Annotated in this window: 24 protein-coding genes; 11 read left to right on the top strand and 13 right to left on the bottom strand. The window is 40.1% G+C overall.

What is annotated here, in order from left to right; genetic code table 11:
* Positions 1-24: 24 nt before the first annotated feature.
* The gene (locus B5F25_RS05505) at positions 25-1167 is read right to left on the bottom strand and encodes an aldose epimerase family protein (protein WP_022040278.1); all 1143 of its coding nucleotides are present in this window, start codon (positions 1165-1167) and stop codon (positions 25-27) included.
* 170 nt (positions 1168-1337) lie between these two features.
* Here B5F25_RS05505 and fldA point away from each other — a divergent pair, with 170 nt between their 5' ends.
* The 6 genes from fldA to B5F25_RS05475 all read left to right on the top strand — a co-directional run bounded on the left by fldA (position 1338) and on the right by B5F25_RS05475 (position 6621).
* On the top strand, positions 1338-1844 hold the full coding sequence (gene fldA / locus B5F25_RS05500; RefSeq protein ID WP_022040277.1) for a flavodoxin FldA: 507 nt from the start codon (positions 1338-1340) through the stop codon (positions 1842-1844).
* Positions 1845-2085: 241 nt separating this feature from the next.
* Positions 2086-2436, top strand: coding sequence for a DUF2023 family protein (locus tag B5F25_RS05495; protein WP_022040276.1), 351 nt, complete (start codon positions 2086-2088; stop codon positions 2434-2436).
* A 205-nt stretch (positions 2437-2641) separates the two neighbouring features.
* Positions 2642-4147, top strand: a complete 1506-nt coding sequence (locus B5F25_RS05490; protein WP_022040275.1) for a TrkH family potassium uptake protein — start codon at positions 2642-2644, stop codon at positions 4145-4147.
* A 21-nt stretch (positions 4148-4168) separates the two neighbouring features.
* Entirely contained in the window at positions 4169-4846 is a 678-nt protein-coding gene (locus tag B5F25_RS05485; RefSeq protein WP_022040274.1) for a response regulator transcription factor, read from the top strand.
* Positions 4843-6141: a HAMP domain-containing sensor histidine kinase gene (locus tag B5F25_RS05480; protein WP_087248165.1), complete on the top strand. Its 1299-nt coding sequence runs from the start codon at positions 4843-4845 to the stop codon at positions 6139-6141. The genes B5F25_RS05485 and B5F25_RS05480 overlap by 4 nt, the downstream gene beginning before the upstream one ends.
* Before the next feature lie 42 nt (positions 6142-6183).
* Entirely contained in the window at positions 6184-6621 is a 438-nt protein-coding gene (locus B5F25_RS05475; protein ID WP_022040272.1) for a PepSY-like domain-containing protein, read from the top strand.
* A gap of 293 nt (positions 6622-6914) precedes the next feature.
* On the opposite strand, the gene rho is transcribed toward B5F25_RS05475, so the two are convergent.
* A complete protein-coding gene (rho, locus tag B5F25_RS05470) occupies positions 6915-8888 on the bottom strand; it encodes a transcription termination factor Rho (protein WP_087209727.1) in 1974 nt (657 codons plus the stop codon).
* Positions 8889-9253: 365 nt separating this feature from the next.
* On the opposite strand from rho, the gene B5F25_RS05465 reads away from it, so the two are divergent.
* From B5F25_RS05465 to B5F25_RS05445, 5 genes are all read left to right on the top strand, one after another.
* Entirely contained in the window at positions 9254-9631 is a 378-nt protein-coding gene (locus tag B5F25_RS05465) for a RidA family protein (protein WP_022040270.1), read from the top strand.
* 78 nt (positions 9632-9709) lie between these two features.
* Positions 9710-10915 (top strand): hypothetical protein, encoded by a 1206-nt coding sequence (locus tag B5F25_RS05460; protein WP_022040269.1) that lies wholly within the window; start codon positions 9710-9712, stop codon positions 10913-10915.
* Positions 10916-10929: 14 nt separating this feature from the next.
* The gene (locus B5F25_RS05455) at positions 10930-11769 is read left to right on the top strand and encodes a DUF3805 domain-containing protein (protein ID WP_022040268.1); all 840 of its coding nucleotides are present in this window, start codon (positions 10930-10932) and stop codon (positions 11767-11769) included.
* 4 nt (positions 11770-11773) lie between these two features.
* Positions 11774-13645 carry an ABC-F family ATP-binding cassette domain-containing protein gene (locus B5F25_RS05450; RefSeq protein WP_087209721.1) on the top strand — a complete coding sequence of 624 codons (1872 nt, stop codon included), beginning with the start codon at positions 11774-11776 and terminating at the stop codon, positions 13643-13645.
* Between the two features lie 206 nt (positions 13646-13851).
* Entirely contained in the window at positions 13852-14808 is a 957-nt protein-coding gene (locus tag B5F25_RS05445) for a PD-(D/E)XK nuclease family transposase (RefSeq protein WP_087248163.1), read from the top strand.
* Between the two features lie 191 nt (positions 14809-14999).
* Here B5F25_RS05445 and B5F25_RS05440 read toward each other — a convergent pair whose 3' ends face one another.
* The 11 genes from B5F25_RS05440 to B5F25_RS05390 form a co-directional block, all read right to left on the bottom strand.
* Positions 15000-15752 (bottom strand): WecB/TagA/CpsF family glycosyltransferase, encoded by a 753-nt coding sequence (locus tag B5F25_RS05440; protein ID WP_087248161.1) that lies wholly within the window; start codon positions 15750-15752, stop codon positions 15000-15002.
* A 162-nt stretch (positions 15753-15914) separates the two neighbouring features.
* Positions 15915-16115, bottom strand: a complete 201-nt coding sequence (locus B5F25_RS05435; RefSeq protein ID WP_087248159.1) for a nucleotidyltransferase domain-containing protein — start codon at positions 16113-16115, stop codon at positions 15915-15917.
* Positions 16116-16177: 62 nt separating this feature from the next.
* On the bottom strand, positions 16178-16645 hold the full coding sequence (locus B5F25_RS05430) for a DUF6169 family protein (RefSeq protein WP_241148362.1): 468 nt from the start codon (positions 16643-16645) through the stop codon (positions 16178-16180).
* Positions 16646-16685: 40 nt separating this feature from the next.
* Positions 16686-16865 carry a hypothetical protein gene (locus B5F25_RS05425; RefSeq protein WP_140406865.1) on the bottom strand — a complete coding sequence of 60 codons (180 nt, stop codon included), beginning with the start codon at positions 16863-16865 and terminating at the stop codon, positions 16686-16688.
* A gap of 138 nt (positions 16866-17003) precedes the next feature.
* Positions 17004-18182, bottom strand: a complete 1179-nt coding sequence (locus B5F25_RS05420) for a glycosyltransferase (protein ID WP_087248153.1) — start codon at positions 18180-18182, stop codon at positions 17004-17006.
* Between the two features lie 5 nt (positions 18183-18187).
* Positions 18188-19378: a Coenzyme F420 hydrogenase/dehydrogenase, beta subunit C-terminal domain gene (locus tag B5F25_RS05415; protein WP_087248151.1), complete on the bottom strand. Its 1191-nt coding sequence runs from the start codon at positions 19376-19378 to the stop codon at positions 18188-18190.
* On the bottom strand, positions 19378-20139 hold the full coding sequence (locus tag B5F25_RS05410; protein WP_087248149.1) for a glycosyltransferase: 762 nt from the start codon (positions 20137-20139) through the stop codon (positions 19378-19380). Before B5F25_RS05410 ends, B5F25_RS05415 begins: the two co-directional genes overlap by 1 nt.
* A complete protein-coding gene (locus tag B5F25_RS05405) occupies positions 20136-21308 on the bottom strand; it encodes a polysaccharide pyruvyl transferase family protein (protein WP_087248147.1) in 1173 nt (390 codons plus the stop codon). Before B5F25_RS05405 ends, B5F25_RS05410 begins: the two co-directional genes overlap by 4 nt.
* Positions 21305-22420: a glycosyltransferase gene (locus tag B5F25_RS05400; protein ID WP_087248146.1), complete on the bottom strand. Its 1116-nt coding sequence runs from the start codon at positions 22418-22420 to the stop codon at positions 21305-21307. Before B5F25_RS05400 ends, B5F25_RS05405 begins: the two co-directional genes overlap by 4 nt.
* Positions 22421-22707: 287 nt before the next feature.
* Positions 22708-23625 (bottom strand): glycosyltransferase family 2 protein, encoded by a 918-nt coding sequence (locus B5F25_RS05395; RefSeq protein WP_087248144.1) that lies wholly within the window; start codon positions 23623-23625, stop codon positions 22708-22710.
* Positions 23626-23860: 235 nt separating this feature from the next.
* Positions 23861-25168: an O-antigen polymerase gene (locus tag B5F25_RS05390; RefSeq protein ID WP_087248142.1), complete on the bottom strand. Its 1308-nt coding sequence runs from the start codon at positions 25166-25168 to the stop codon at positions 23861-23863.
* Positions 25169-25170: the final 2 nt, after the last annotated feature.

Genomic DNA, 25170 nt, shown 5'->3' with positions numbered 1-25170 from the left:
TATTGTTCCAATCGTTGTTTTTTGTCAACGGACATTTACGAACTTGTAAACTGTATGGCTTGTAAAGGTCTCGTCCGGATGCAACGTCGTTGAGGGGAACTGAGGATTGTTGGGGCTGTCTTGGAAATGACACGTTTCGAAACAGACAGCACCACGGAAAGGATAATAAATGTTGTTTTTCCCTTTTACTTTTCCTTTCAGTCCGTTTCCGGTATAGATATGGATGGCTGGTTCGGTGGTATAGATTTCCATTTTCCGTCCGCTCTTCTCGTCGTAAATCCAGGCTGCTACATGTGTGTCATTTCCCGGATGGTTCAAAGCCCAGGCATGGTCGTATCCGTTCACTACATTCAGTTGTCCGTAGTCGTCGTTAATATGGTCGGCAAGTTTGTGGGGGATTCTGAAATCAAGTGGGGTAGAAGCAACAGGCCATAATTCTCCTGTGACACATTTGTTCCGGTCGTATGCGCTGAAATAGTCGGCATCTACCCACATGGTTTGGTTTTCTACACTTTGGTTCAGGTTGCCCGATATATTAAAGAAGGAGTGATTGCATAGGTTGAGTACGGTGGTCTTGTCGGTCGTTGCCTCGTAACGGATGTCCAATGCGTTGTCTTCGGTCAGGGTATAGGTAACTGAAATATGCAGATTGCCTGGAAATCCGTTTTCACCGTCGGGTGAGAGATAATGTAACGTAACGGATGAAGGAGATACGTGTGTGGCTTTCCACATCCGCGCTCCGAAGTTGGGATTTCCTCCATGGGCGGTATGTCCCAGGGAGTGGTTGGCTTGGAGGTGGTAGGTTTTCCCCTCCAATGTATATTGTGCGTTTAGGATGCGGCCGATATATCTGCCCACAGTGGCTCCGTAGTTTTGCGACTGGCTGATGTAATCTTCGATATTGGAAAAGCCGCATACTATGTCTTCCAGTTTTCCGTTTTTATCGGGTACCATGAGTGACACTACGCGTGCGCCGTAATTGGTGATGCATGCTTCTATGCCTTTCGAGTTGGTTATCTTGTATAAGCTCGTTTTTTGTCCTTCTACTTTTTGCAGGAAAGCTTTAGGCTGCAGGCCTGATGCGGTGGTAAACCTGTGACTGCTGCACGAAGTGGTGAGTACCAGCAGTCCGATGCTTACTATGTGAGATAGATTGGTTAGTTTCATATGCAATGTTTGTTCTATCGGCAAAGATAGTTTTTTCTTGTCAATTTGTGGGCTTGTCGGGGAATAAAATCATTGGTCCCCGGTCGGTTTGAAAATCACTATTTTTAGGTATTTCTTATTTTGGTGTTTTGTCTTTACTTTGTATCATCAAATCACAAACACAAATAGAAATGAAAAAAACAGGAGTATTTTATGGTTCTACGACCGGTACCACGGAAGCGATAGCCGGTCGGATAGCAGAGAAGTTAGGTATTGCATCAGCTGATGTACACGATGTGAGCAAGATGAGTGCTGATATGGTGAATGCTTACGAAGCTTTGATTTTAGGTACATCTACATGGGGTGATGGTGAATTGCAGGACGACTGGTATGATGGCATCAGGGTGCTGAAAGGTATGGACTTGAAAGGGAAAACCATCGCATTGTTTGGGTGCGGTGATTCCGAATCGTATGGTGATACTTTCTGCGACGGCATGGGAGTGCTTTACGAAGACTTGAAAGACAGTGGGTGCCGTTTTGTGGGTGCCGTGTCCGACAGCGATTATACCTATGCTTCTTCGATTTCGGTAATTGACGGTAAATTCGTAGGACTTGCCATTGATGATGTGAACGAAAGTGACAAGACAGACGAACGCATTACGGTCTGGACTGATATGCTAAAGTCTGATTTGGCATAGTTCTTTGTTTATCGGCTGATGGGTGATAGTTGAAGAACCGGCGGTTGACAATTGCCATACAAGGTTATTCATGTTCATTTGTCATTCTTCGGATTATTGCTTATCAGCTTAGAAATTGTTTTGAAAAACGAATACATCAAGATGAGAAAAAAACTTCTGTAGAAATTCAAAACAGCTTCTTACTCTCCTTAATTATTTATTTCCGTTTTCCTCAATCATCAACTACAATCATTCACTGATTATGGAATTGAACCCTGCTGACATCAAAGTGTTTTTGAATCACATTTATGAATTCAAGAAAGGAGTACGCCGTATGGTGCTGTATACGACCAACAAGAAATACGAGTCTTTTGCGGTCAAGCGTCTGGAGAACCAGCATATCAAATTCATCGTGTTACCGGTCGATGACGAGCGTATCAATTTGTTTTTCGGTTGTGACGAATGTATCGAGGCCATCCGTCTGTTGGTCAACCGGCCGTTGAACAGGTTGACACCGGAAGAAGACTTCATTTTAGGAGCAATGTTGGGATACGATATCTGTGTGCAATGCAAGCGATATTGTGACCGGAAGATGCGGCATCTTGTTTCTTGACCGTGTATCCATGCAGACAGTTGTGCAAGGTGGCAGGGAGGAATCTGTACGTTTTTGTTCGCTGGGTAAGTGGCTGCCTGAATAGTAAAAACAAGTGCGGAGATTGTGCTTTCTTTTTGAGGGAAAGTATATTTATACCTGAAATCTGCATTCAATATTGAATCTTTTCATTAGTTTTGCATGGTCTTAACAAAAACAAGTAAAGATGGAAGATTCATTTTCAAGAAATGCATATGTAGGGAATGGTCGGAAGAACAGTCTGATAAACCAGAAGATGATTTGCCGCATTTTAGGGCTTCTGTTGTTTATCGAAGGTGTGATGCTGATGGTGGGTGCTGCCGTTGCGCTTTTCTATCACGAATCCGATTACATTTATTTCGTTTATTCTACGCTGATAACGGTAGGAGCGGGAGGAGTGTTGGTTTTCTTGGGACGCAATGCCGAAAACAGGCTGACGCGTCGTGACGGCTATTGCATCGTTGCCTTCACATGGATATTATTTTCAGCTTTCGGGATGCTTCCTTTTTATATCAGTGGGGCAATACCCTCGATTCCTGATGCTTTCTTCGAGATTGTTTCCGGATTTACGACGACTGGAGCCACGATTCTTGACAATATCGAGTCGCTTTCGCATGGCATCCTGTTCTGGCGTTGTTTCTCGCACTGGATAGGCGGTTTGGGAATTGTGTTCTTCACCATAGCCGTGTTGCCGATATTCGGTGTGGGGAATCAGGTGCTTTTCTCTGCCGAGGCTACGGGAGTGACGCACGACAAGATTCATCCTAAAGTGAGCATCATGGCGAAATGGTTGTGGACGGTGTACCTGATATTGACCGTTTCGGAAACCTTGCTGTTGGTTTGGGGAGGCATGGGATGGTTTGATGCCATTTGCCATTCGTTCTCTACGACGGCCACGGGTGGTTTTTCCACCAAGCAGTCGAGTGTGGCTTATTGGAATTCGCCTTTCATCGAGTATGTCATCGCTATCTTTATGATGCTTTCCTCGCTAAACTTTTCATTGTATTTCATGTGCTTGAAAGGGAAGTTCCGCCATCTGCTGAAAGACGATGAAGTGAAGGGCTTTCTGATTTCTGTATTTACGGTGACTTTATTCATCACCGTTGCGCTTATCATCAATAATCATTATGATGTGGAGAAAGCTTTCCGAAAGGCGCTTTTCCAAGTTGTTACGGTGCATAGTTCTACCGGTTTTACCACAGATGATTACAATTTTTGGCCTCCATTCACATGGATGCTTATCATGTATGCTACAATCGTAGGCGGTTGTACCGGTTCTACCAGTGGCGGCATTAAAGTGATGCGCTTGCTCATCCTTTTGCGTAATGCGAAGAACGAATTGGCACGTCTTATTCATCCGCGTGCTGTATTTCCGGTAAAAATAAATCGCCAGACAGTCGACCCGTTGACTATTTCAGCGGTAACGACTTTTACGTTATTATTCTTGATATGCGGTTTTGTAGGTTGGGTTCTTTTGATGATGATGGGGGTAGGATTGACAGACGCTTTTGGAACGGTGTTTTCCAGTATGGGGAATGCTGGTGTGGCTTTGGGGAATTATGGACCGGCATTTTCATGGAGCGGACTTCCTGACGGTGCCAAGTGGGTGCTTTCTTTTCTGATGTTGTTGGGCCGTTTGGAACTGTATGCTATCTTGTTGATGTTTGTTCCGAGTTTCTGGCATAACCGTTGAACTATATATAAAATAAGGTATATGAAAATATTGATAGTAGAAGATGACCGCGATTTGCGGGAGATAACTACCCGTTCGTTGGAAAAAGAGCGGTATGTAGTGTCACAGGCTCCTGATTATCGTACTGCCTTGCAGAAAGTAGAGGATTATGATTACGATTGTATCCTGTTGGATATTATGTTGCCCGATGGAAATGGTCTGAATTTGTTGAAAGAACTTCATGATTTGGGTAAGCGTACCAATGTGATTATTCTTTCGGCTAAGGATTCGCTGGAAGATAAAGTGGCGGGACTTGATCTGGGGGCTGATGATTATTTGCCCAAGCCTTTCCATTTGGCCGAACTGCATGCTAGATTGAAAAGTCTGTTCCGGCGCAGCCAGCGTGAAGGGGAGCATAAGCTTCAGGTAGGGAATATCGAATTGTTCCCCGATTTGTTCCGCGTACAGATAGCAGGCAGGCAGGTAGAGCTGAATCGTAAGGAATATGACATTTTATATTATTTCATGTCACGTCCCGGTAGGTTGGTCAATAAGAATACGCTTGCCGAGTCGGTATGGGGGGATCATATTGACCAGGTTGACAATTTTGATTTCATTTATGCGCAAATCAAGAATCTCAGGAAACGTTTGAAAGATGCAGGGGCTACTCCCGAATTGAAGTCTGTTTACGGTTTTGGCTATAAATTTGTAGTAGAATGAAGTTATCCCATCTTGTCTTATGGCGTTTGTCACTGGCATTGATTGTTGTATTGTCTGTATGGGCAGGTCTGTTTTATATGGCGGTGATGGAAGAGGTAAACGATGAAGTCGATGATTCACTCGAAGATTATTCCGAGCAGTTAATCATCCGTGCCTTGCAGGGTGAAGAGATGCCTGCCGCCAATAACGGCTCGAATAACCAGTATTACTTATACGAAGTGAGTAAAGAGTATGCGCTTTCTTATCCGCAAATAACTTATCGTGATGAAATGGTATATATTACAGAGAAGAAAGAAGAAGAACCTGCCCGTGTGCTCATTACTATTTTCCGGGCATCGAACGATCGGTATATGGAACTGGTGGTCTATACGCCTACGATTGAAAAGATGGATCTTCAACGTGCTATAACAGGATGGATTATATTCTTGTACGTGTTATTGTTGCTGGTCATTCTGTTGATAACGATGTGGGTCTATTACCGGAACATGAAACCTTTGTATCGTTTGCTGGGTTGGTTGGACCGTTATCGTTTGGGGCATCCGAACGAGCCTTTAGACAATCGGACAACTATTACCGAGTTCGGCCGGCTGAACGAAGCGGTAACAGATTTTGCCGGGCGTAATGAAACGCTTTTCGAACAGCAAAAACAGTTTATCGGGAACGCCTCACATGAGATGCAGACACCGCTTGCCATTTGTCGTAACCGCATTGAAATGCTGATGGAAGACGATGGATTGTCCGAACGTCAATTGGAGGAACTGGCAAAGACACATCGTACTTTGGAAAACCTTACCCGCATGAACCGTTCATTATTGCTTCTGTGCAAGATAGAAAACGGGCAATACATGGATAAACATGCCGTTTGTCTGGATGAAGTCCTGAAACATTACCTCTCCGACTATCAGGAAGTTTATGCTTATCGGAATATACACGTAGAGATGCAGGTTACGGCTTCTTTCTGTGTGGAAATCAATGACTCTTTGGCTTCGGTCTTGGTGACTAATTTATTGAAAAATGCTTTTGTGCATAATGTTGATGGCGGACTTATCCGGATTATTATCGACAGAAATGTTTTCTGTATCTGCAATACGGGAAACGAGCCTTTGGACGGTATCCGTATTTTCGAACGTTTTTATCAAGGGACCAAAAAAGAAGGGTCTACAGGCTTGGGGCTGGCTTTGGTCGACAGCATCTGCAAGACCAATCATCTGGCTATCCGATATTTTTATGAAAAAGAAATGCATTGTTTCGAGATTTCAAAATCTTTTCAGATTCCTTCTTCATCTTTGCAATGAAAACAAATGATAAATGTATTAACCATTAAAAGCAAATTTGATATGAAGAAGTGGATTTTATTATTGGTATGTGTGTTAGGTATCCAGGCAGTGGCATTGGCAGACAATGACAAACCCATTCAGATAGGGCAGTTGCCAACGAAGGCTCAGACTTTCATTACTACGTATTTCAAAAATCATAAGGTGGCTTTGGCCAAGATGGAGTCTGGATTATTTTATAAGACATACGATGTGATTTTTACAAACGGTGAGAAACTGGAGTTTGACAAGTCTGGTGAATGGACCGAAATCAAATGTAAAATGTCTGCGGTGCCAGTACAGGCTATTCCTGCTGAAATCCGTTCGTATGTTTCGGCCAATTATCCTGAAGCGAAAATTCTGGAAATCGAACGTGACGGAAAAGAGTATGATGTGAAATTGTCCAACCGTTGGGAAATCACGTTTAACAACAAGTTTCAGGTGATTGATATAGACGATTGATTGGACGTGATGTATCTCCTGTAAGCTGATACTGTTTTACAAGCAGAGACACAAATATAAGGGAAATAACCTATATATTTGTGTCTCTGTATTTTTTATGGATGTCCGCCAACAATCAATACATACCCCTGAAAAATGAATATATACTGCATCCGCAGTTGAATATATACTGCATTCGCGGTTGAATATATACTGCATCCGCCTACGAATATATCTTCATCGGCAAATGCAGTACTACTGCGTTTTTAACCCCGTCGGATTGGCTGATGGCGGACATTCATATAAGCTCAAAATTATGAATTCATACTCATTAGGAATTCATCGTTGTCTTTGGTTTTTTCCAAGTGCTCTTTTACTGAATTCATTGCTTCGATCGGGTTCATGTCTGCAAGGAATTTGCGCAGAATCCACATACGATCCAAAGTCGTTTTGTCAAGAAGCAAGTCGTCACGACGCGTACTTGATGCTGTCAGGTTGACTGCAGGGAAGATGCGTTTGTTGCTCAGGTTACGGTCAAGCTGAAGCTCCATATTACCTGTACCTTTGAATTCTTCAAAAATTACTTCGTCCATTTTCGAACCTGTATCAATCAGAGCCGTAGCGATGATGGTAAGCGAACCTCCTCCTTCGATGTTGCGGGCAGCTCCGAAAAAACGTTTCGGCTTGTGCAGTGCATTGGCGTCTACACCTCCCGATAATACTTTTCCCGATGCCGGAGAAACTGTATTATAAGCACGTGCCAGACGGGTGATAGAATCGAGGAAGATAACAACGTCGTGTCCGCATTCTACCATACGCTTTGCTTTTTCTAAAACGATACCTGCTATCTTCACGTGACGTTCTGCAGGTTCGTCAAATGTAGAAGCGATGACCTCGGCATTGACGCTGCGCGACATATCGGTTACCTCTTCCGGGCGCTCGTCTATCAGCAGCATAATCATGTATACTTCCGGATGGTTGGCTGCGATGGCATTGGCAATGTCTTTCATCAGGATTGTTTTACCGGTTTTAGGTTGTGCCACAATCAGTGCACGCTGTCCTTTTCCAATAGGGGTAAACAAGTCTACAATGCGTACCGACAGGTTGTCGTTGTTACTTGTGCAAAGTTTGAATTTTTCATCAGGAAACAGAGGAGTCAGGTGGTCGAACGGTACACGGTCACGTACCAGTTCTGGGGGCAGTCCATTGATTTTCGAGACTTTGACCAAGGGGAAATATTTTTCTCCTTCTTTGGGTGGGCGAATGGTTCCATCTACCACGTCACCCGTCTTTAGTCCGAAAAGTTTTATTTGTGATTGAGATACGTAAATGTCATCGGGTGAAGAGAGATAGTTGTAATCCGAAGAACGGAGGAAACCATATCCGTCGGGCATGATTTCCAATACGCCTGAGCCTTGCAGGATATCATCAAATTCATAAGGCTTTTCTACAGGTTTAATTGGTGCTGTTTCGGCAGCAATTGTAGCAGGCAGGTTTTCTGTTGTAGCCTGTGTCGTCTGGTTGGCAGTCGGGTTATTGGTGCGTCCGTTAGCTTGCCGGTTATTGTTGTTATGGCGTTGTTGGCGTTGTTGGAAACGGTTGTTTGTCGGTTTGTTATCTTTCTCAGTGATGACCGGTTGTTCCATTTTGGTAGCTTCAAACTTACCGAGCAATTCGGTAGGTAATTCTACTTTATCAGATGGAAGGTCTTCGATAGGAATAAAATCATCTACATTTGCCATATCCAGTTCCGGAAGTTCTGGTTCGTTTTCGGTTGCCGGAATTTGTTCGGCTGGAGTTTGAAAAAGTGTATTTTCGTTCTTTTGGGCTTGTTCTTTTGCCAAAGTCGTTTTGTTTTTACTTCCAGGTTTTCTTCCCCGTTTGGCTTTGGGCTTTTCTTCCGGTGCAGGTGCCGGACTGCTTTCCTGTTCTGTCGCAACAGTTTCTGTCTCTACCAGATTATCTACTTTGAATAAAGGAGCCGGTGCCGGGAGTGGGGGAGTGTTTGCTTCTAGCTTTTGTGCCTTGTCTTTAGTGGCTGTATATACTTTGTCTCCTTCTTTTTTTACACTGATTCGTGAACGTTTGCGGGGTTGTCCTTCTTTCCGTTCCTCATTGGTCTTTGTAGCAGAAGCCTTTTGGGTAGCTCCTACAATAGCTTGTTCGTCTAAAATGCGATACACCAGTTCTTCTTTGGGTAAGGTACTGGTTTTTTTCAGTCCCAACTCTTTGGCAATCTGTTGCAATTCGGACAAATCTTTGTCGTTTAATTGAATAATGTTATACATAAGTATAGGTGTAATGAATTGTAATTGTGTAATTTTGTAAGCGTGCATTATTACGATGCGACCATCTGTTGTGGATGTGCGTCGTTAAAGATTGGACACTTATCAATAATTACGGATTTAATGATTAGTTTTTGATTCTTTGTTTGAAGTGAGTTTGCAAACTGTTTTCGTTTGTCTCACGTATTGACACTACAAAAGTAGGTATTTTTTTCAATATCCTATAGGTTTTCGTTAATTTTTTTTTGAATATTTCCTTTGATTGGCGGAAAAGTGCTAATTTAGCACTGAATTTTCAAGCGAGGTGGATAAGCTCCGGCTATTTCTTCGCTTGTTGTTTAGTAATAATTAAAAAAACAATTGTAACAATGAAGAAAGTGATTTTTACAGAAAAGGCTCCTGCTGCCATTGGTCCTTACAGTCAGGCAATCGAAGCGAACGGAATGGTTTTTGTGTCCGGACAGTTACCGGTTGACCCGTCTACAGGAGAGTTTGCTCCTGGTGGCGTGGCAGAGCAAACTACCCAATCGTTCGAAAATATTAAGAACATTCTGGCAGAGGCAGGCCTGACCACGGCAAATATAGTGAAGACTACGGTGTTTTTGTCGGATATGGCATTGTTTGCCGAGATGAACGGTGTGTATGCCAAGTATTTTGAGGGAGATTTTCCGGCACGTTCGGCCGTAGCAGTGAAGGCATTGCCTAAAGGTGCATTGGTAGAAATCGAATGCATTGCGGTGCGATAAACTGATTGGTTCGCAGCACAGGTGCAGGCAGGTCTATGTCTTTGCAGCCTGTGAGGCGAATCTTTTTTGTATCTGATTATGAACTATCGGAATCTGTTGTCTCACGTGGAAAACAAATGGAAACTTGCCACATTTTTGCTGGCAGGAGTTATCGTGTTGGCCTCATTAGGGTATATTTACCGTTACGAACCTTTCCGTTCGGATTTCGAGATTACGGACGAGTTGGGCGGAAACATCTTTCCGGTGACGATACTTTCCACTGCCACAACGGATGCCGAACTTGTTCTTCCTTCTGATACCGGTTATATAGGCAATCCGAAGTCGTGCATCGGTATTCGTATCAAGAATATGCATCCGAACAGCAAGTTACACATCGAGGTGGAAGAAACTCCGTTTTTTTCCCGTTCGGTATCCGAGTTTGTGCTGCCCGAAGCACGCAAGGAATATTTGGTCTTTCCGGATATTATATGGAAATATGAAACGTTGCGCGAGCACACGCAGCCACTTCCGGTTACCGTGTCTGTTTCGGTCCGGCTGAACAATCACGAGCTGGGTAGCAATGTCCGTACGTTTTCCGTACGCAGTATTAATGAATGCCTGCTGGGGTATATGGACAGCAAGATGAAGTTTCATGATACCGGAAAGTTTTTTGCAGCCTATGTGAACGAAGACAATCCAAATATAGATGTGATATTGCGCGAAGCGTTGAACACGCGTATCGTCAATCGTTTCTGGGGTTATCAGAGCAAGAACAGCGATGTGGTCGACAAACAGGTGTATGCCCTGTGGTACGTATTGCAGAAAAGAGGATTCAAGTACAGTTCCATCAGCAATACCAGTCTTTCGTCGAACGTTGTGTTTTCGCAGCGTGTACGTACATTCGATGATGCGATGGCTTCGGCACAAATCAACTGTGTAGATGGAAGCGTGCTTTTTGCTTCCTTGCTGAAGGCTATCAACATCAATCCCATTCTGGTGCGTACCCCCAAACACATGTTTGTGGGTTACTATACAGACCGTATGCATCAGAATATCCATTTTCTGGAAACTTCGATGATAGGAGATGTCAACTTAGACGATTTTTTCCCGGAAGAGAAACTCGATTCTACCGTGGCAGGCAAGTCACAAGAAAGTATGTCACGTTTTGTATTCGAGAAATCGAAGGAATATGCTACTCGTATTTATAAGGAGAATGAAGCCTTGATACATTCGGGCAAGGTTAATTACATGTTTCTGGAAATAGACAAGGCTATCCGTGCCCAGATTCAACCAATAGGAAAATAATAACAAAGGAATACATGGAAAAGAATAAAAGAACATATATCTCGCCGGGGGCATGGTTTTTACTGGAATACCCGTCCGATTGGCGCGAATTTGAAGATACAGAAGAAAGTTTCTTGTTTTATAATCCCGACAAGTGGACAGGCAATTTCCGCATATCTGCCTATCGGGGTGAAAGACGTGATTATGCAAAAGCTTGCATGGAAGACGAACTGTCACATACACGGGGAGCAAAGTTGGTGCAGGTCGGACGCTGGAAATGTGTGTATCTGTCCGAAAGTTTCCAAGAGAACGGAACCTGGTACACATCACATTTCTGGATAACAGGGTTGGATGCCGTATCTATAGAATGTTCGTTTACGGTAGCAAAAGGGGAAAGCATCAGGGTAGGTGAGGAAATCATAGCTTCGCTTAAGGTACGGAAAGCAGATGAAAAGCCTTGGAAAGCGGTTATTCCGGTAAGAGTGCTCGAAATCAATACCATTAATGAAGCATACGACTGGGCTGTTTCTGCCATCAAAAAGCAGTTGGCGAAAGACTTTACTGGTACTGAGGCAGATATCAGCAATATTCAGAAAGTGATGGATAGCGGTCATTTCAAACCTGGCCAGCGTCAGGTGTGGGAGAGTTTTGGTATAGTTTTTGGTACCATTCTGGTAAATGAAATGGACGGCATGGACTGGGTAACGGTTATCGACGGGAAACAGGAATATCCTGCCTTGCGTTTTTCAGATACCAATGTAATGGTCTGTCCCACCAGACTTGTATGGGATAAGGTAAAGAATGGAGAAGTCTGCCGCTTAAAAGATGAATACTTACGTGTGCGCGGCGAGGTCGAAAAGGTACTTTCAATATAAAGATATGGTTGCTTATTTACAAGTAGAGAATTTGACCAAGTCATTCGGTGACTTGGTGTTATTCCGTCAGATTTCCTTTGGTATCGCGCAAGGGCAACGCGTCGGACTGATAGCCAAGAATGGAAGCGGTAAAACCACTTTGTTGAATATACTGGCAGGGAAAGAAGGGTACGACGAAGGGCAAGTTACTTACCGGCGCGATTTACGTGTGGGATACCTCGAACAAAGTCCGGTCTATCCTTCCGGACTGACTGTGCTGGAGGCTTGTTTTCATCGTGGAAATGCCGTAGTAGAACTTATCAAGGAGTATGAGGCTTGCATGGCTGCTCCGGGCAATCCTGGGCTTGATGTGCTTTTAGAACGGATGGAGCATGAAAAAGCATGGGATTATGAGCGGAAAGTGAAACAGATACTCTCGCAACTGAAAATCCGTGACTTCAGCCAGTTGGTAGGGAACCTCTCCGGCGGGCAACTGAAACGGGTAGCATTGGCGAATGTACTGATTACCGAGCCTGATTTGCTTATTTTGGATGAGCCTACCAACCATCTTGACCTGGATATGATAGAATGGTTGGAAGGATACTTGAACCGTTCCAAACTCAGTTTGCTGATGGTTACGCACGACCGCTATTTTCTTGACCGTGTGTGTGCTGAAATTATGGAGATAGATGGTCAGCAGCTGTATTCTTATAAAGGAAATTACAGCTATTACTTAGAGAAACGACAGCAGCGTGTCGATGCTGCCAATGCCGAAATAGCGCGTGCCAATAACTTATATCGCACAGAACTGGAGTGGATGCGCCGGATGCCGCAGGCACGTGGACACAAGGCACGCTATCGTGAGGAGGCTTTTTATGAGCTGGAAAAAGTGGCTAAGCAGCGTACTTATGATTCGAGTGTGAAGCTGGATGTGAAAGCCTCCTATATCGGTTCGAAGATTTTCGAGGCAGACCATTTGTGTAAACGTTATGGGGATATTACAATATTGGAAGACTTTTCATACATTTTTTCCCGTTACGAGAAGATGGGTATCATCGGGAACAACGGTACAGGAAAGTCCACCTTCATTAAAATACTGATGGGACTGGAAAAGCCCGACAGTGGAACGCTCGATATCGGTGAGACGGTTCGTTTCGGCTATTATTCGCAGGAAGGGTTGAAGTTTGACGAGCAGATGAAAGTAATCGATGTCATTACATCGGTAGCGGAAGTCATTGAGCTTGGGAATGGCAAGCGGCTTACGGCTTCGCAGTTCTTGCAGCATTTTCTTTTCCCGCCCGAAAAGCAGCACAGTTACGTATATAAGTTGAGTGGGGGAGAACGGCGCAGGCTGTATTTGTGCATGGTCTTGATGAAGAACCCCAATTTCCTGGTGCTCGACGAGCCGACGAACGATTTGGATATTGTTACGCTTCAGGTGCTGGAAGAATACTTGCAGAGTTTCAAGGGGTGTGTCATTGTTGTGAGTCACGACCGGTATTTTATGGATAAGGTAGTCGATCACTTGCTGGTGTTCAATGGTCAAGGTGATATCCGCGATTTCCCGGGAAACTATACAGATTATCGTAGTTGGAAGGCTGCAAAAGAAGTGTTCGAAAAAGAGAATGCTCCAAAGCCTAAAAAAGAGAACAAGCCACAGCGCGAACGTCCCGAAGGTAAACGCCGTATGACTTTCAAGGAGCGGAAAGAGTTCGAACAGTTGGAACAGGAGATTGCTGCTTTGGAAGAAGAAAAGAAAAACATCGAGGCTGCTTTGTGCAGTGGAACGCTGGGTGTGGACGAGTTGACCGAGAAGTCCAAACGTCTTCCCGTCCTCAACGATGAACTCGATGAAAAGAGTATGCGTTGGCTGGAGTTGAGTGAGATAGAGGGATAAAAACTATATCGAAAGAAATGCTTGAACCGTACCGGATGAGGGGAAACTCTCATGTACGGTTCTTAGACGGAGTTGCACTCCTAACTTGACGGTGGGACTCTGCCATGCACAGTAGAAGTGAAAACTTTAGCAACTTCACCGTATACAAATTTGTGAATGTTCGCTAATATTCCTATCTTTGAGGCATGAAGAGAAAAGAAAGATACATGGCGCATTTTGTAAACCCGTTTACGGATATCGGCTTCAAGATCATCTTCGGGCAACCTGCCAGCAAGGAACTGCTCATTACCTTGCTGAACGAGCTGCTTGCGGGGGAGCATCACATTGAAGACCTGACGTTCATCGATAAGGAAGACAATTCGGACAACGTAAACGACAGGGGAATCATCTTCGACCTGTATTGCCTGACTTCGAGTGGGGAATACATCATCGTGGAGATGCAGAACCGGTGGCACAGCAATTTCCTGGACCGTACGCTGTATTACGTGTGCCGTGCCATCAGCCGGTTGATAGAACGTCCCATAACGGATGAAGTGGAATTGCCGGCTGGAGGAAAAGACAGTGTGTCGGACACGGTAAGTGAAGCACCACTCCGCTACGGTGACCGCTACAAACTCTCAACCGTGTACGGAATATTCCTGATGAACTTCAAGGAAGGGAAGTTAGAGCCGAAATTCCGTACGGACACGGTAGTGGCAGACCGTGAGAACGGGCGGACGGTGAACCCGCATTTCCGGCAGATATACTTGCAGTTCCCTTACTTCACCAAGCAGTTGGAGGAATGCGAGACATTGTATGACAAACTAATCTATGCACTGAAGAATATGAACGAATGGAACAGAATGCCGGATGCGCTGAAGGAACAGGTGTTCAAGCATCTGGAACGGCTGGCTGCCGTAGCGAACCTGTCGGAAGCGAACCGTGTGGCTTATGATAAGGCAGTAGATCGCTACTACGTCAACCGTATTTACGAGGAGGACATGCAGGACCGAGTGGAGAACGCGATGCGGGAAGGAAGAGAAAAAGGAATGCAGGAAGGAAGGGAAGAAGGCAAGAAAGAAGGCAAATTGGAGGATGCACAAAACTTTAAGCGCTTAGGTGTCCCTGCAGATATCATAGCAAAAGCTACCGGACTTAGTGCGGAAGAAATAGCAAAGCTTTAAGAAAAACGGTCTCTACGGTCACAAAGTCTTATGCCTCTTAGTGAAATAAAGAGCTTATCTTTGCCCACATAGAATGATGGAAGCCTTGAATAGACTTGCTATTATATTCCGATTGATATGCGCTTACCTTTTTGCTGTCTTGCTGATACCGATAGCTTTGGTTTGTAAACTATTTCGTAAATAAAAGATTCTTATTTGCCAAATGGGTTTTTGTATATGCCCAATAATTGTTTGGTAAAATAATAGAAGAACTGCATATCGTCTACGAAGTAACGTTTGAATAACCGTTTCGGCTCTTTCATGCATCGGTAGAGCCACTCCATGCCGATTTTTTGCCAGAATACAGGAGCACGTTTCAGTGTACCTGCCTCAAAATCGATAGTTGCCCCAAGAGCCATGAATACATCTACACCAGGCATTCGGTCACGATACTTCATTATCCATTTTTCTTGTTTCGGAGCTCCAACGCCCACCAACAGTACATTGGCCCCGCTTTTATTCACGATGTCAATAAGTTCTTTACATTCATCTTCATTCTTCTCAAATCCGAACGAAGGCGAATGTGCACCTACGACAATCTGCCTGCCCACGCGTTGGTTTATCTCTTCCATTGCTTTTTGTGCGACTCCCTCTTTTGCACCCAATAGAAAGATTTTACAATTCGGGTTATCTTTGTGATGTAAATAGAAAGCCGTAAAAAAGCTTGAACCCGGTATGGCTTCCGGTAATGGATGTTTCAACAGTTTAGACAACAGATAGAGTATCTTGCTGTCGCATACCACCCATTCCGCTTGTTGATATACCTCATAAAACTCCTTATCTCTTTGAAGTTTCACCAAATGGTCTACGTTAGGGGTTATCAATACGCCTTTTTGCAGGCTGGACAATAAATCTTTTTGAGTAAGTGAAAGAATGTCAACGTTCAAAATTCTGGTTGTATTCATAGATATAAAATCTTGATTTTTACGGCATAAAGATTCGAGGGAACACACCAGTGTGCTCCTTTATAACATATTTAGTAAAATGTAGAATTTGTGTTTTAGGGAATTTGCGATAGCAAGATTATAAATCAATCTTGGACATATCCGCATTTAAATCTGATGTAATCAATGCGTTTCAATTAACACGTCAACATCATGTAACTCTTGTGGGGATAAATAATCCTTATCCACCAAAATCAGTACATCAATGTCGCTGTTTTTCTTTGCTTCCCCACGTGCTTCCGAACCATAAAGAATGGCGTCCGCATCTGGGACGACTTTCTTGATTACTACTTTCAAACGATTGGTCAAATCTGTACGGTTCATAAGACTTATTGCGCCATTTCGTTCACATTCAACTTGCAAATTTTATGACGGACAAAAAAAGATTATTCCAATTTAGACCGAAGCTCTTGAAAATAAGAATAAAAAGAAGATTGCAATGCAGCGGCTTCTTCATGCTTCTTGTTATAGATGAACGAGATAAAAAATGTAGTTTCTTCAACTTCAATTCTCTCAGTAAGCAATTCTAAGGATTCTGTATCAGCATACTTTTGAAACCAAGATTTAAACTTACGGTGTCTGGCTGCTTCATGTTTGTCGGTTGTATCGCAAACATAAAACAACACATGCCGTTTATTATAAAAAAATGATGTAACAATCGCAGCGATAGTTTCTGCTATTTTAGGATCAGTTCCTAATATTTTGCTTCTATTCTTATTCGATAAAACTAATTGGTAAGCATGTTTTATGCCAATATTTGTCTCTTCAATAAAGTTTACCAAATATTCCGCGCCTTTATCGGTTACAAAGTAAGCTGTGCCTTCTTCATATTCACTGACCAAGTAAGGAGACATGGAATTGATATGGTTCAATGAATATAACATATTAGGAAATTCAACTCAACACTTCGCTCAATTTGGCAACTTTAATTCCACGAGAAGCTAATTCAGACACAGGACGTCCCTCGCAGACACAATCCGTGCATGCCCGCTTCTTATCGACAAACTGCTGCAAGAATTTTTTTACATCCTGCTTCGTTTTAACTTGATTGATAGTTATAAAATCCTTATCCATACTTTCTTCTCTTATTTTGCAAAGGTCGCAATAAAAAATCATATAGCCAACGTTTTAGCTGTAAATTATATAGATACCATGTTGAATTTTTACAAAAGGACAGATTTTTCTGAGAAAGGTTAATTTATTAGGAAAAAATCATTGCATCAGTTTATCAAACACCTTCTCCCACGACCGATAAATACTTTCCAATGAGTAATCACGTTTGCTGGTCAGTATGGCATTCTGTGCCATTTCGTTCCGTTTGGATTCATTCTCCATGACAAAAGCTAATCGCTTAGCCATTTCATTTACCTCAAACTTACCGTTCTGTGGCTGTACAATCATTCCGTTTTCCTTGTGTTTGATAATGTCGTACACGGCGGAGTAGCTTCCATAAACGACAGGTACTACACCAAACGACATACATTCTGCCAACACCAGAGGAAAACCTTCATATTCAGATGTCAGAATCAAAATAGACGTTCTTTCGTAATAGGGAATCGAACTTTGAAAGCCTTCAAAACTAACATGCTGTAATCCTAAATCCTTTACTTGTTGCTCTAACTTCTTACGTTCCGGTCCGTCACCTACAACGGTCAGTTGCCAATCCGGAAATTGCTTTTCCAATACCGACCAAGTATCAATCACCCGGTAAACCCGTTTCTGATTGTAATCGATACGACCCATATAGATAATCTCTTTCCATTTCTTTTCGGACGAAAAAATATAATCTGATGCATCTACCGTTACCGGATTGGTTTGCACAATCAAATGATTGGGATGCTTGATGCCTGTGAAATCTTTAAATTTATCAATGAAGCTGGGAGACAATACCATGTATAGGTCGCTATGATTGTAGACATAGCGCATACTTTGGCTGGTGATTTGCTTGAATGCAAACTTCTTGCATTGCAGCATCCAGCGTTTCAGATGATTCCTTGTTTGCAACAAAGCTATCTCCACCTCTTTTATTCTTGCGTTGCTATCCGGTGAATTATGATAAACGGCAATTGTTTTGATAGCCAGTCCTTTTTTTGCTTCATTTAAAACTTTGGCTGGAATATACGGAAGTCCCCATTGGTTGATAACAATATTTATTTGCTTATTTATCAAGACGGAACGGAACTTTTCTATATTTTCTTTCGAATAACAGAGTTCGTCTAATGTAAAAACCTCAATCCGTTTGTCCAACCGTTCCAGCATCAACGGATTCGGTTGTTTAAAGCTAACAATGGTGACAGAATGACCGTGAGAAACAAAACTTTGTGCTAAAGTTGACGTTACGACCTCTTGACCGCCAACTTCAAAGACTTTCATTAAGAAAAGTATGTTCATATTTTCTAAAAGAATTTTCTTTTCAAAGACAGATAGATTGAAAAAATACCGGCTTTATAGAGGAAAGGTTTGAAGTGGGCTGATAGATTTTTCAGATTAGATTTAGGTAAATATTTCTTTTCAATCTCGATTATAGAGCAATTTTTTAAATCTCTGAAAAAATCATCACGTTTCGGATTCATTGGAACACAATGTTTTATCATAACTCCGTCCCGTTTTATGATAGGGACTATGTTTGAAGGTGCCCATATAAAATCGCTTTTTAATTGTTCAAAAACAGCTTTGCCTTTTTCTGTATGAATAAACACATTTGTCGCTCCTTTATTACTGAATTTCTTTGAAACTGAAGAAGCATCCCAACAATCGAATATCGTGATATCACTTATTCGGTGCAATGTTTTGAAATGACACTGATAACAACTGGGTCGTGATATTAAATCTTTGAAGTACAATCCTAACATCAGGTCAGATTCTTTTCCTTTATGATATTGTTTGGATGCATCGGCAAACGTGATGGTAGCCGTACTGAAATCATATCCATAATATTTGTCTCTTGACCGATAATCCACCACTTTGCTTTTTGCCAAGGTGGCATGGTATGCCAAATATTTTCGTAATAACCGTGGACTTGGTGTGCCGTGGCACACCAAGTCCACGGTTATTAAATTTTCATATTTCCGATTCCTAAGATAACCATATAACCCAGCTACCTGACAAGGAGTACCACTGAATACCACCAGCCTACCTGCATCCAAAAACTTTTTTGCCTGCGTATAACTATCCCCTATCAGGCTTTGTACATATTTCGAACCACGAAACCGAGTACATCCTTCCAATGTTTCACTATATGTATGACGCAGAGTCATATTTTCATCGAATGCAGCCCCGAATACAACCCCTCCTTTCTCTATCACATAATTAGCAATGGCAGAATAAAAACCACCCGATGTGCTGTTACGTAAAATTTGAGCGTTTTTATTCTGCACCACAAAACTTTCAGGAACTGTATCGTTCTGTCTCGGTTGCTTTATCGGGCACACTTTTTCGCATAGTCCACATTCAATGCACTTTTCTGTATTTACTTTAGGGTAACGAAAACCTTCATTATCTTCTTCCATGCGAATGCAACTCTTGGGACATACATTTTCACAAGCCCAACAACCGCAACATTGTGATTTATCTGTAATGGTAATCATTAGTCTGCTTTATCTAAATCTTGTACATATCTTTTATAATAACCCGAACGTTTAAGCAATTTATTGCGGAAATAATTCTGATAAACCCAATCCAATAAGAAACAATGAAACCGACACCATTTAAAAGTTTTTCTCAGCAACTCTTTCGTTTTTGTCTTTTTCCCATGCCAAGACCCCATAAAATGATGTACACTATATCCACCCTCTTTGCCTAAAGTAGGGACTTCAAAATAGAAACGCGGATAAATGAAACATCTAGGAGCAAACTCTCTGGCTTTACCGTTCAGACGAAAATTCGGATAGTTTGCAAAAGTATAGTCATTAAAGACTGTATTATTAGGTGTATTTTTGTGGAAAGGCATTGTTCGGTATAAATCCAATAATCCTTTGATATAAGGATGTTTGGGTTTAGCCATAATGACAGCCGTCGAAATAGCACATTCATACATATACCCTAACACCAAATCAGCTTCAAAGAAACTTTCTGGAAAAGTTTTCTTCACTTCCACATCTGTATCAAAATAAATACCTCCATAATCATATAAAGCCTTTAATCGAAAATAATCACTTACAAATGCCCATAATTTATTATTGTATGCTTCACGTATATAATTGTTTTCGTCCAAGTCGCAATTTTGCTCATTCCATTCAATAATTTTTACCCCCCCCCCCAATTTGTTAAAAGATTTAACGTATCGATTTGCTAAATAATTCTTGGGAGTATTGCCAAACCAACAATAATGTACAATTTTGGGTATCATGATTTTATTCCTTTTAAAGCCGTATGTAAATAATCAATAGAAGATTGCCTTAACATATCCAGTCTTTCATCTACTCCCTTATAATTACAAGGCATATCCAAAATAGAGTGCAAATCACTTTGGGAATTGATTCTTCTTTGCGACAACTCTGTCAGATTCAATAAATTGTCTATACGTGTATTTGTGCTCTGTTTAGCTCGCTCGCTGAAACGGCTGAACGTAAAGAACTGTTTTTTATAGAGAATGGAAAACACCGAACAATGGAAAGAATCGGTAAATATATAGTCTGCATTCCGAATATAATTAAGAAATTCCCGTGGTCCGACATTATAGGGTGCTTCATCGGCAAAGCCTTCGTCCGACGGTATATATTCGTCCAAATGTTGTAAAGCTACAATTTTCAATCCTGTTTTTTTCTGTACCTGTTTGATTAATGTACGCTGGTCGGGATTGTTTCCTAATAGATAACAGAAAATATAGTTATCCGTAGTCAATGGCTCTATCTGTTGGATATTCATCCATTGTTCTCCCGTAAACAACAGCGTAGGGTCAAGCACCACCTGCACTTTACGTCCAGTCAGCTTATAAACCAAATCACAAGCACTTTGCTCACGTAAGGCAATATAGTCGAACCGATTCATAAAACGTCTGTTCTTTTCTACTTGAAACCAAGGCACTTCTTTTACACCGATACTGGTAGAATAAGCTATCTTCCGTACATTGTCAGGTACCCATTCCAATGTATAATAGCCATGCTCCACACTATCCGTACGCCACAACTGGTCACTTCCTACAAGGATAGCCGAATAATCGTTTGCCATTGCTTTCAACTCCGCACGGTTCTTGCAATAAGGTGAAAGATGAAACGATTCTTTCGCAAACAGATTGAACGCTTCATCACGTATTGTCCAATTTCGGGCAAAAATCGGATTCTTTTTCTTTTCCCGTTCTATCTTCATCTTGCCAAGCCGCATCTTCCAGTCGCCAATAAGCAATTTCTTGACAATGTAAATTGCTTTGTTTTCTTCCATATAATCTATTGGAGCTTTACAAGCAATGGTTTGATAAGGCAAGTGCATCTGCTGCATAATCATTTCGGTAGCGTATGCTTGCAGCATACTTCCGTAATTGTGATGAAAATAACAGGTTACGAGGGCTATGGGTTTCATAGATTATATATTGATAATAATTTTTCTCTTAAACAATTTTTAGAGTAATGCGAATCGTAATACTTTCTTTCGCGTGCAGAAATGAGATTCAAATTATCTTTTAACAAATCTAGAATCTTTTCTTGCATATTTTCCACATTCCCTTTTTTGAAATTTCTTCCAAATTCTAGTTCTGAAACCATCATGAAAAAAGGAATATCTGAAGCTATTATTGGTTTGCCAAAATAACAAGAAAGAGAAAGTACTCCAGACTGAGTGGCTGAGAGATATGGATATATTGTTACTAATGCATTCTTAAAAAGATAAGCTACTTCATCATCATTTATATAGCGATTGATAAAAATGATGTTATCTTCTTTATTCAAGTTTCTTGGGAAATATATGTCACCACTTCCTGCTATTACGAGAGTTACGTTTTTTAGTGCGGTAGATTCTGTAAATACCCTGTAAGCTAAATCAACACCTTTATATTTTTCAATGCGTCCAAAATACAATACATAATTGTTTTTGCCTGCAAGTTCCAATGGGGAGGATTGACCAGTAATTATAGTACTATTCACTAGTGACGGAAAGTCAAAATAATAAATATTTTTATGCGGAAACATTGCTTTCAGTTCTTTTTCTTGTGTGTTACTATTGGTGACTAAATTGTTGATAGATTTTCTGATTTTATCTAATTTCTTATACATTAATTTTTGTCGCAACATCTTATAAAAAGCCTTATTTGCTTCATGCGGATGTAAATCGTGAACCGTGAAAAAGACTTTATACTTTTTAGACAAATCCGTTATTATTTTTCCATATGGGACTTCACTTGTCATGAAATGTATTGTATCAACTTCATTTTCATCACAGTATTTGAACAAAAGCCGTGAAATTTTTTTTGATGGATAAATTAAATCACATAACTTGTTTATATTGGAATTTTTACGGTATATAATGATGCCATTGTTTCGCATTTCTTCAGCTATATTTTTACTGAAATAATGTCTTTCGTCTTCAACTAAAAAGTATTTTACCTTGTCTTTTGGACAGAATGCATTGATTATTTCACTCGCATATGGCCCCATTCCCGCCCAAGAACTAGTTGCTACAAATAAAATATTAGACATGAATTCAAAGTATTATTAAAACATTTTTGAGGTTTTGGTTATTTATAACAGCAAATACCTTTAAAGGATAATTTTTTATTTATCAAAATGTTATTTGCTGGTAGATTTACAATACGATTTAAAGCATCTATTAAATGCCTACATTGTGTATTTCTTATAATGAAATACTTCAAGTGTAAGTTTTTGAAAAACATAGGATAATCATTTGCTTGATTTTAATGTTCTTATGCATAAGAAATCTGCATAATCTGTGGTATTTATGGATTTAAAATCATAGCAATTTGCTGTTATAAAAATTTCAAACAAAACATTAGTAATTTGCAACTATGAGTTGGGTTTAGAATCTTGTTATAATAACTTAATAAGTCTTTTTTTTGTTTTTGCGTCAAATTCTTTCTTTCTTTTAATATCTCACCTAAAGGACGTTTCATATAAAAAGTTCTATTGCCATATCCTTTGTCTTTTGCGAAGTCTGAAATCCATTTGGTGTTTAAAATTAGAGACTTAATTTTTCTATATAAAATAGAATTTTCTTTATTGGGAGATATGTTTTCATCGCTTTTGCGCCATTGGACTTTTGCATTATTACAAGTTATGATTCCGTTTGTAACATTTGAGAATTTTATCCAACTGATAAAATCACTTCCCCATGCTAAATCAAAATTTTGAAACCTTCCTTGTGCATAAAAAATGTCTTTTCTAATTACAAACTCAATGACAAAGCTAATCAAATGCCCTTTTAATTTTTCATCAATATAATATCGTGTAGAACATTTTTTTGGGAATAGTGGTAATTCATCTATGGTATTAGTGGAATTGTTTAAACGATTTACATTAAAATGTATTAATCCATTATTGGGATTATTCTTTATAGTCTTATAGAATTCTTCAACGCAGTTTAAATCCATTACGTCATCATCTGAGAAAAGCCAAATCCATTCCTCATCTTGCACCATATCAATACAGCGTTCCCATTGTGCTACGAGATCCTTACTTCCAAGATTTGAGTTAAATCGCTGATATACAATATTTATTTTATCATTATATTGTTCTACAATTTCTTTAATATTATTGGGGCTACAATCATCACCTATATAAAGCGTGAAGTTTTTGCAAGTCTGTGCAGCTATCGAGTCTAATGCTTCTGATAGAAATTTTGATTTATAGGCTGGAATTATGATTGCTAAAGTATTTCTATTATTCATATAATTTGCTTTATAGATTCAATATTTTATAACTATTCAGTGGATAATTTTGTTAACAGTAATTATTCTCAATGGAAATATTGCAGAAAGCAAGAGTATAGATATATAAGTGAAAGTCAATATTCTATTGTGTTCATTTCTTTTAATTGTTAGGACTTGTTGATTTAAACATCTGATTATCATTATATTTATCTAATAAACAACTGTAGTTTTATTATACTCTACAATTGCTTTGTTAATATTTTAATCTTCCGTGCGAAATAGATGTGATTACACGCATTAAGAAAATAATTGAGATGCATAGCCAAAAAATAAATTCATCTTGTTGAACAGACATAACTGCATATACATTAGAAGTAAAACCTGTAACAAATAAGCAAAAAAACTTTACAATTATAATTAGTTCAATAAATCCTATTTTTTGTTTAATCTTTATTTTATTGCAGATTGAGTTTAAAAAGAAAAATATTAAAACACATACTATTATTGTTCCTAACACGTTGAAATCCAAGTAAAATGATCCAATAAAGGTGTAAAATACACTTGTTTTGATACCTATTCTGCTTTCATAGACATCATTGGCTATATCATTGTTTTTATATCCATTACCGTTTAATAATGACTTTATATAAGAAAAGTTTTTATCTCCATTTAAATCTTTCTCTAATGGCCATAAAACATCTGAAAACCGTATCATCCCTTCACCCAAATATTGAGAAATCCATTGTGACATATATATGTTGGATGTACTTAATTCTCCTGTGGTAAAACGTGATATTGATATAGCTGAAAGACCTAATACAATACTACTAAATACAACGATTGCTGTTATTCTTATTTTTTTTACAATGTTTTTCCAAATACCACTATTATATATACTACTAAATATTAGGAAATATCCAATAGCTACAGTGCAATCTTTCACAATTCCTCCTCTGCTACCTGCTTGGAATGCATATAGAAAAAAAGATAATACTCCTAGCAGAAGACAGGTATTTACAATTTTGTTATATTTAGTATGCTTTTTTAAAAAAACATTATAACAGAGAAGGAAGACGATTAGATCGTAGAATCGCCTAATTACTGAAAAAAAAAGTTTTACTGGTGGAAAAAATATTGAGGTTGCATTGTCTATATTGCTTTCATACATGGAGTTCAGAACATTTCCTGTGAATGATCTTGTAGCTAAGTTTATTAGTAAATTTATAAATACTGGTACAGAACACAATCCAAAAATAGTAGACAGTGCATTGAAAATATCTTCATAACCTGTGGAATCGAATTTCTTTATTTTGTCTAATCTTAATCTTATAAATGGCGTGATACATAACAACACGAGAGCGTATATATATATTAATGGAACTATTCTGATGTTAGGGTAATACAATGGGACTAAATCAAATGAATAATACCAACATGCCCCAAGGCTTGATAATGTGAAAGCTGAAATACATAAAAATCCTAAATCAATTTTTCTTTTGTGTTTAGCATATATAATCAAAGTGAGTAGATATGCGAAAAAATTCAATATTAATATATACATAA

This window comes from Bacteroides sp. An19 (genome assembly GCF_002160215.1).
Lineage (GTDB): Bacteria > Bacteroidota > Bacteroidia > Bacteroidales > Bacteroidaceae > Phocaeicola > Phocaeicola intestinalis.
Note: the sequence above shows the minus strand (reverse complement) of the source record. Positions and strands in the feature narration are given on the sequence as shown.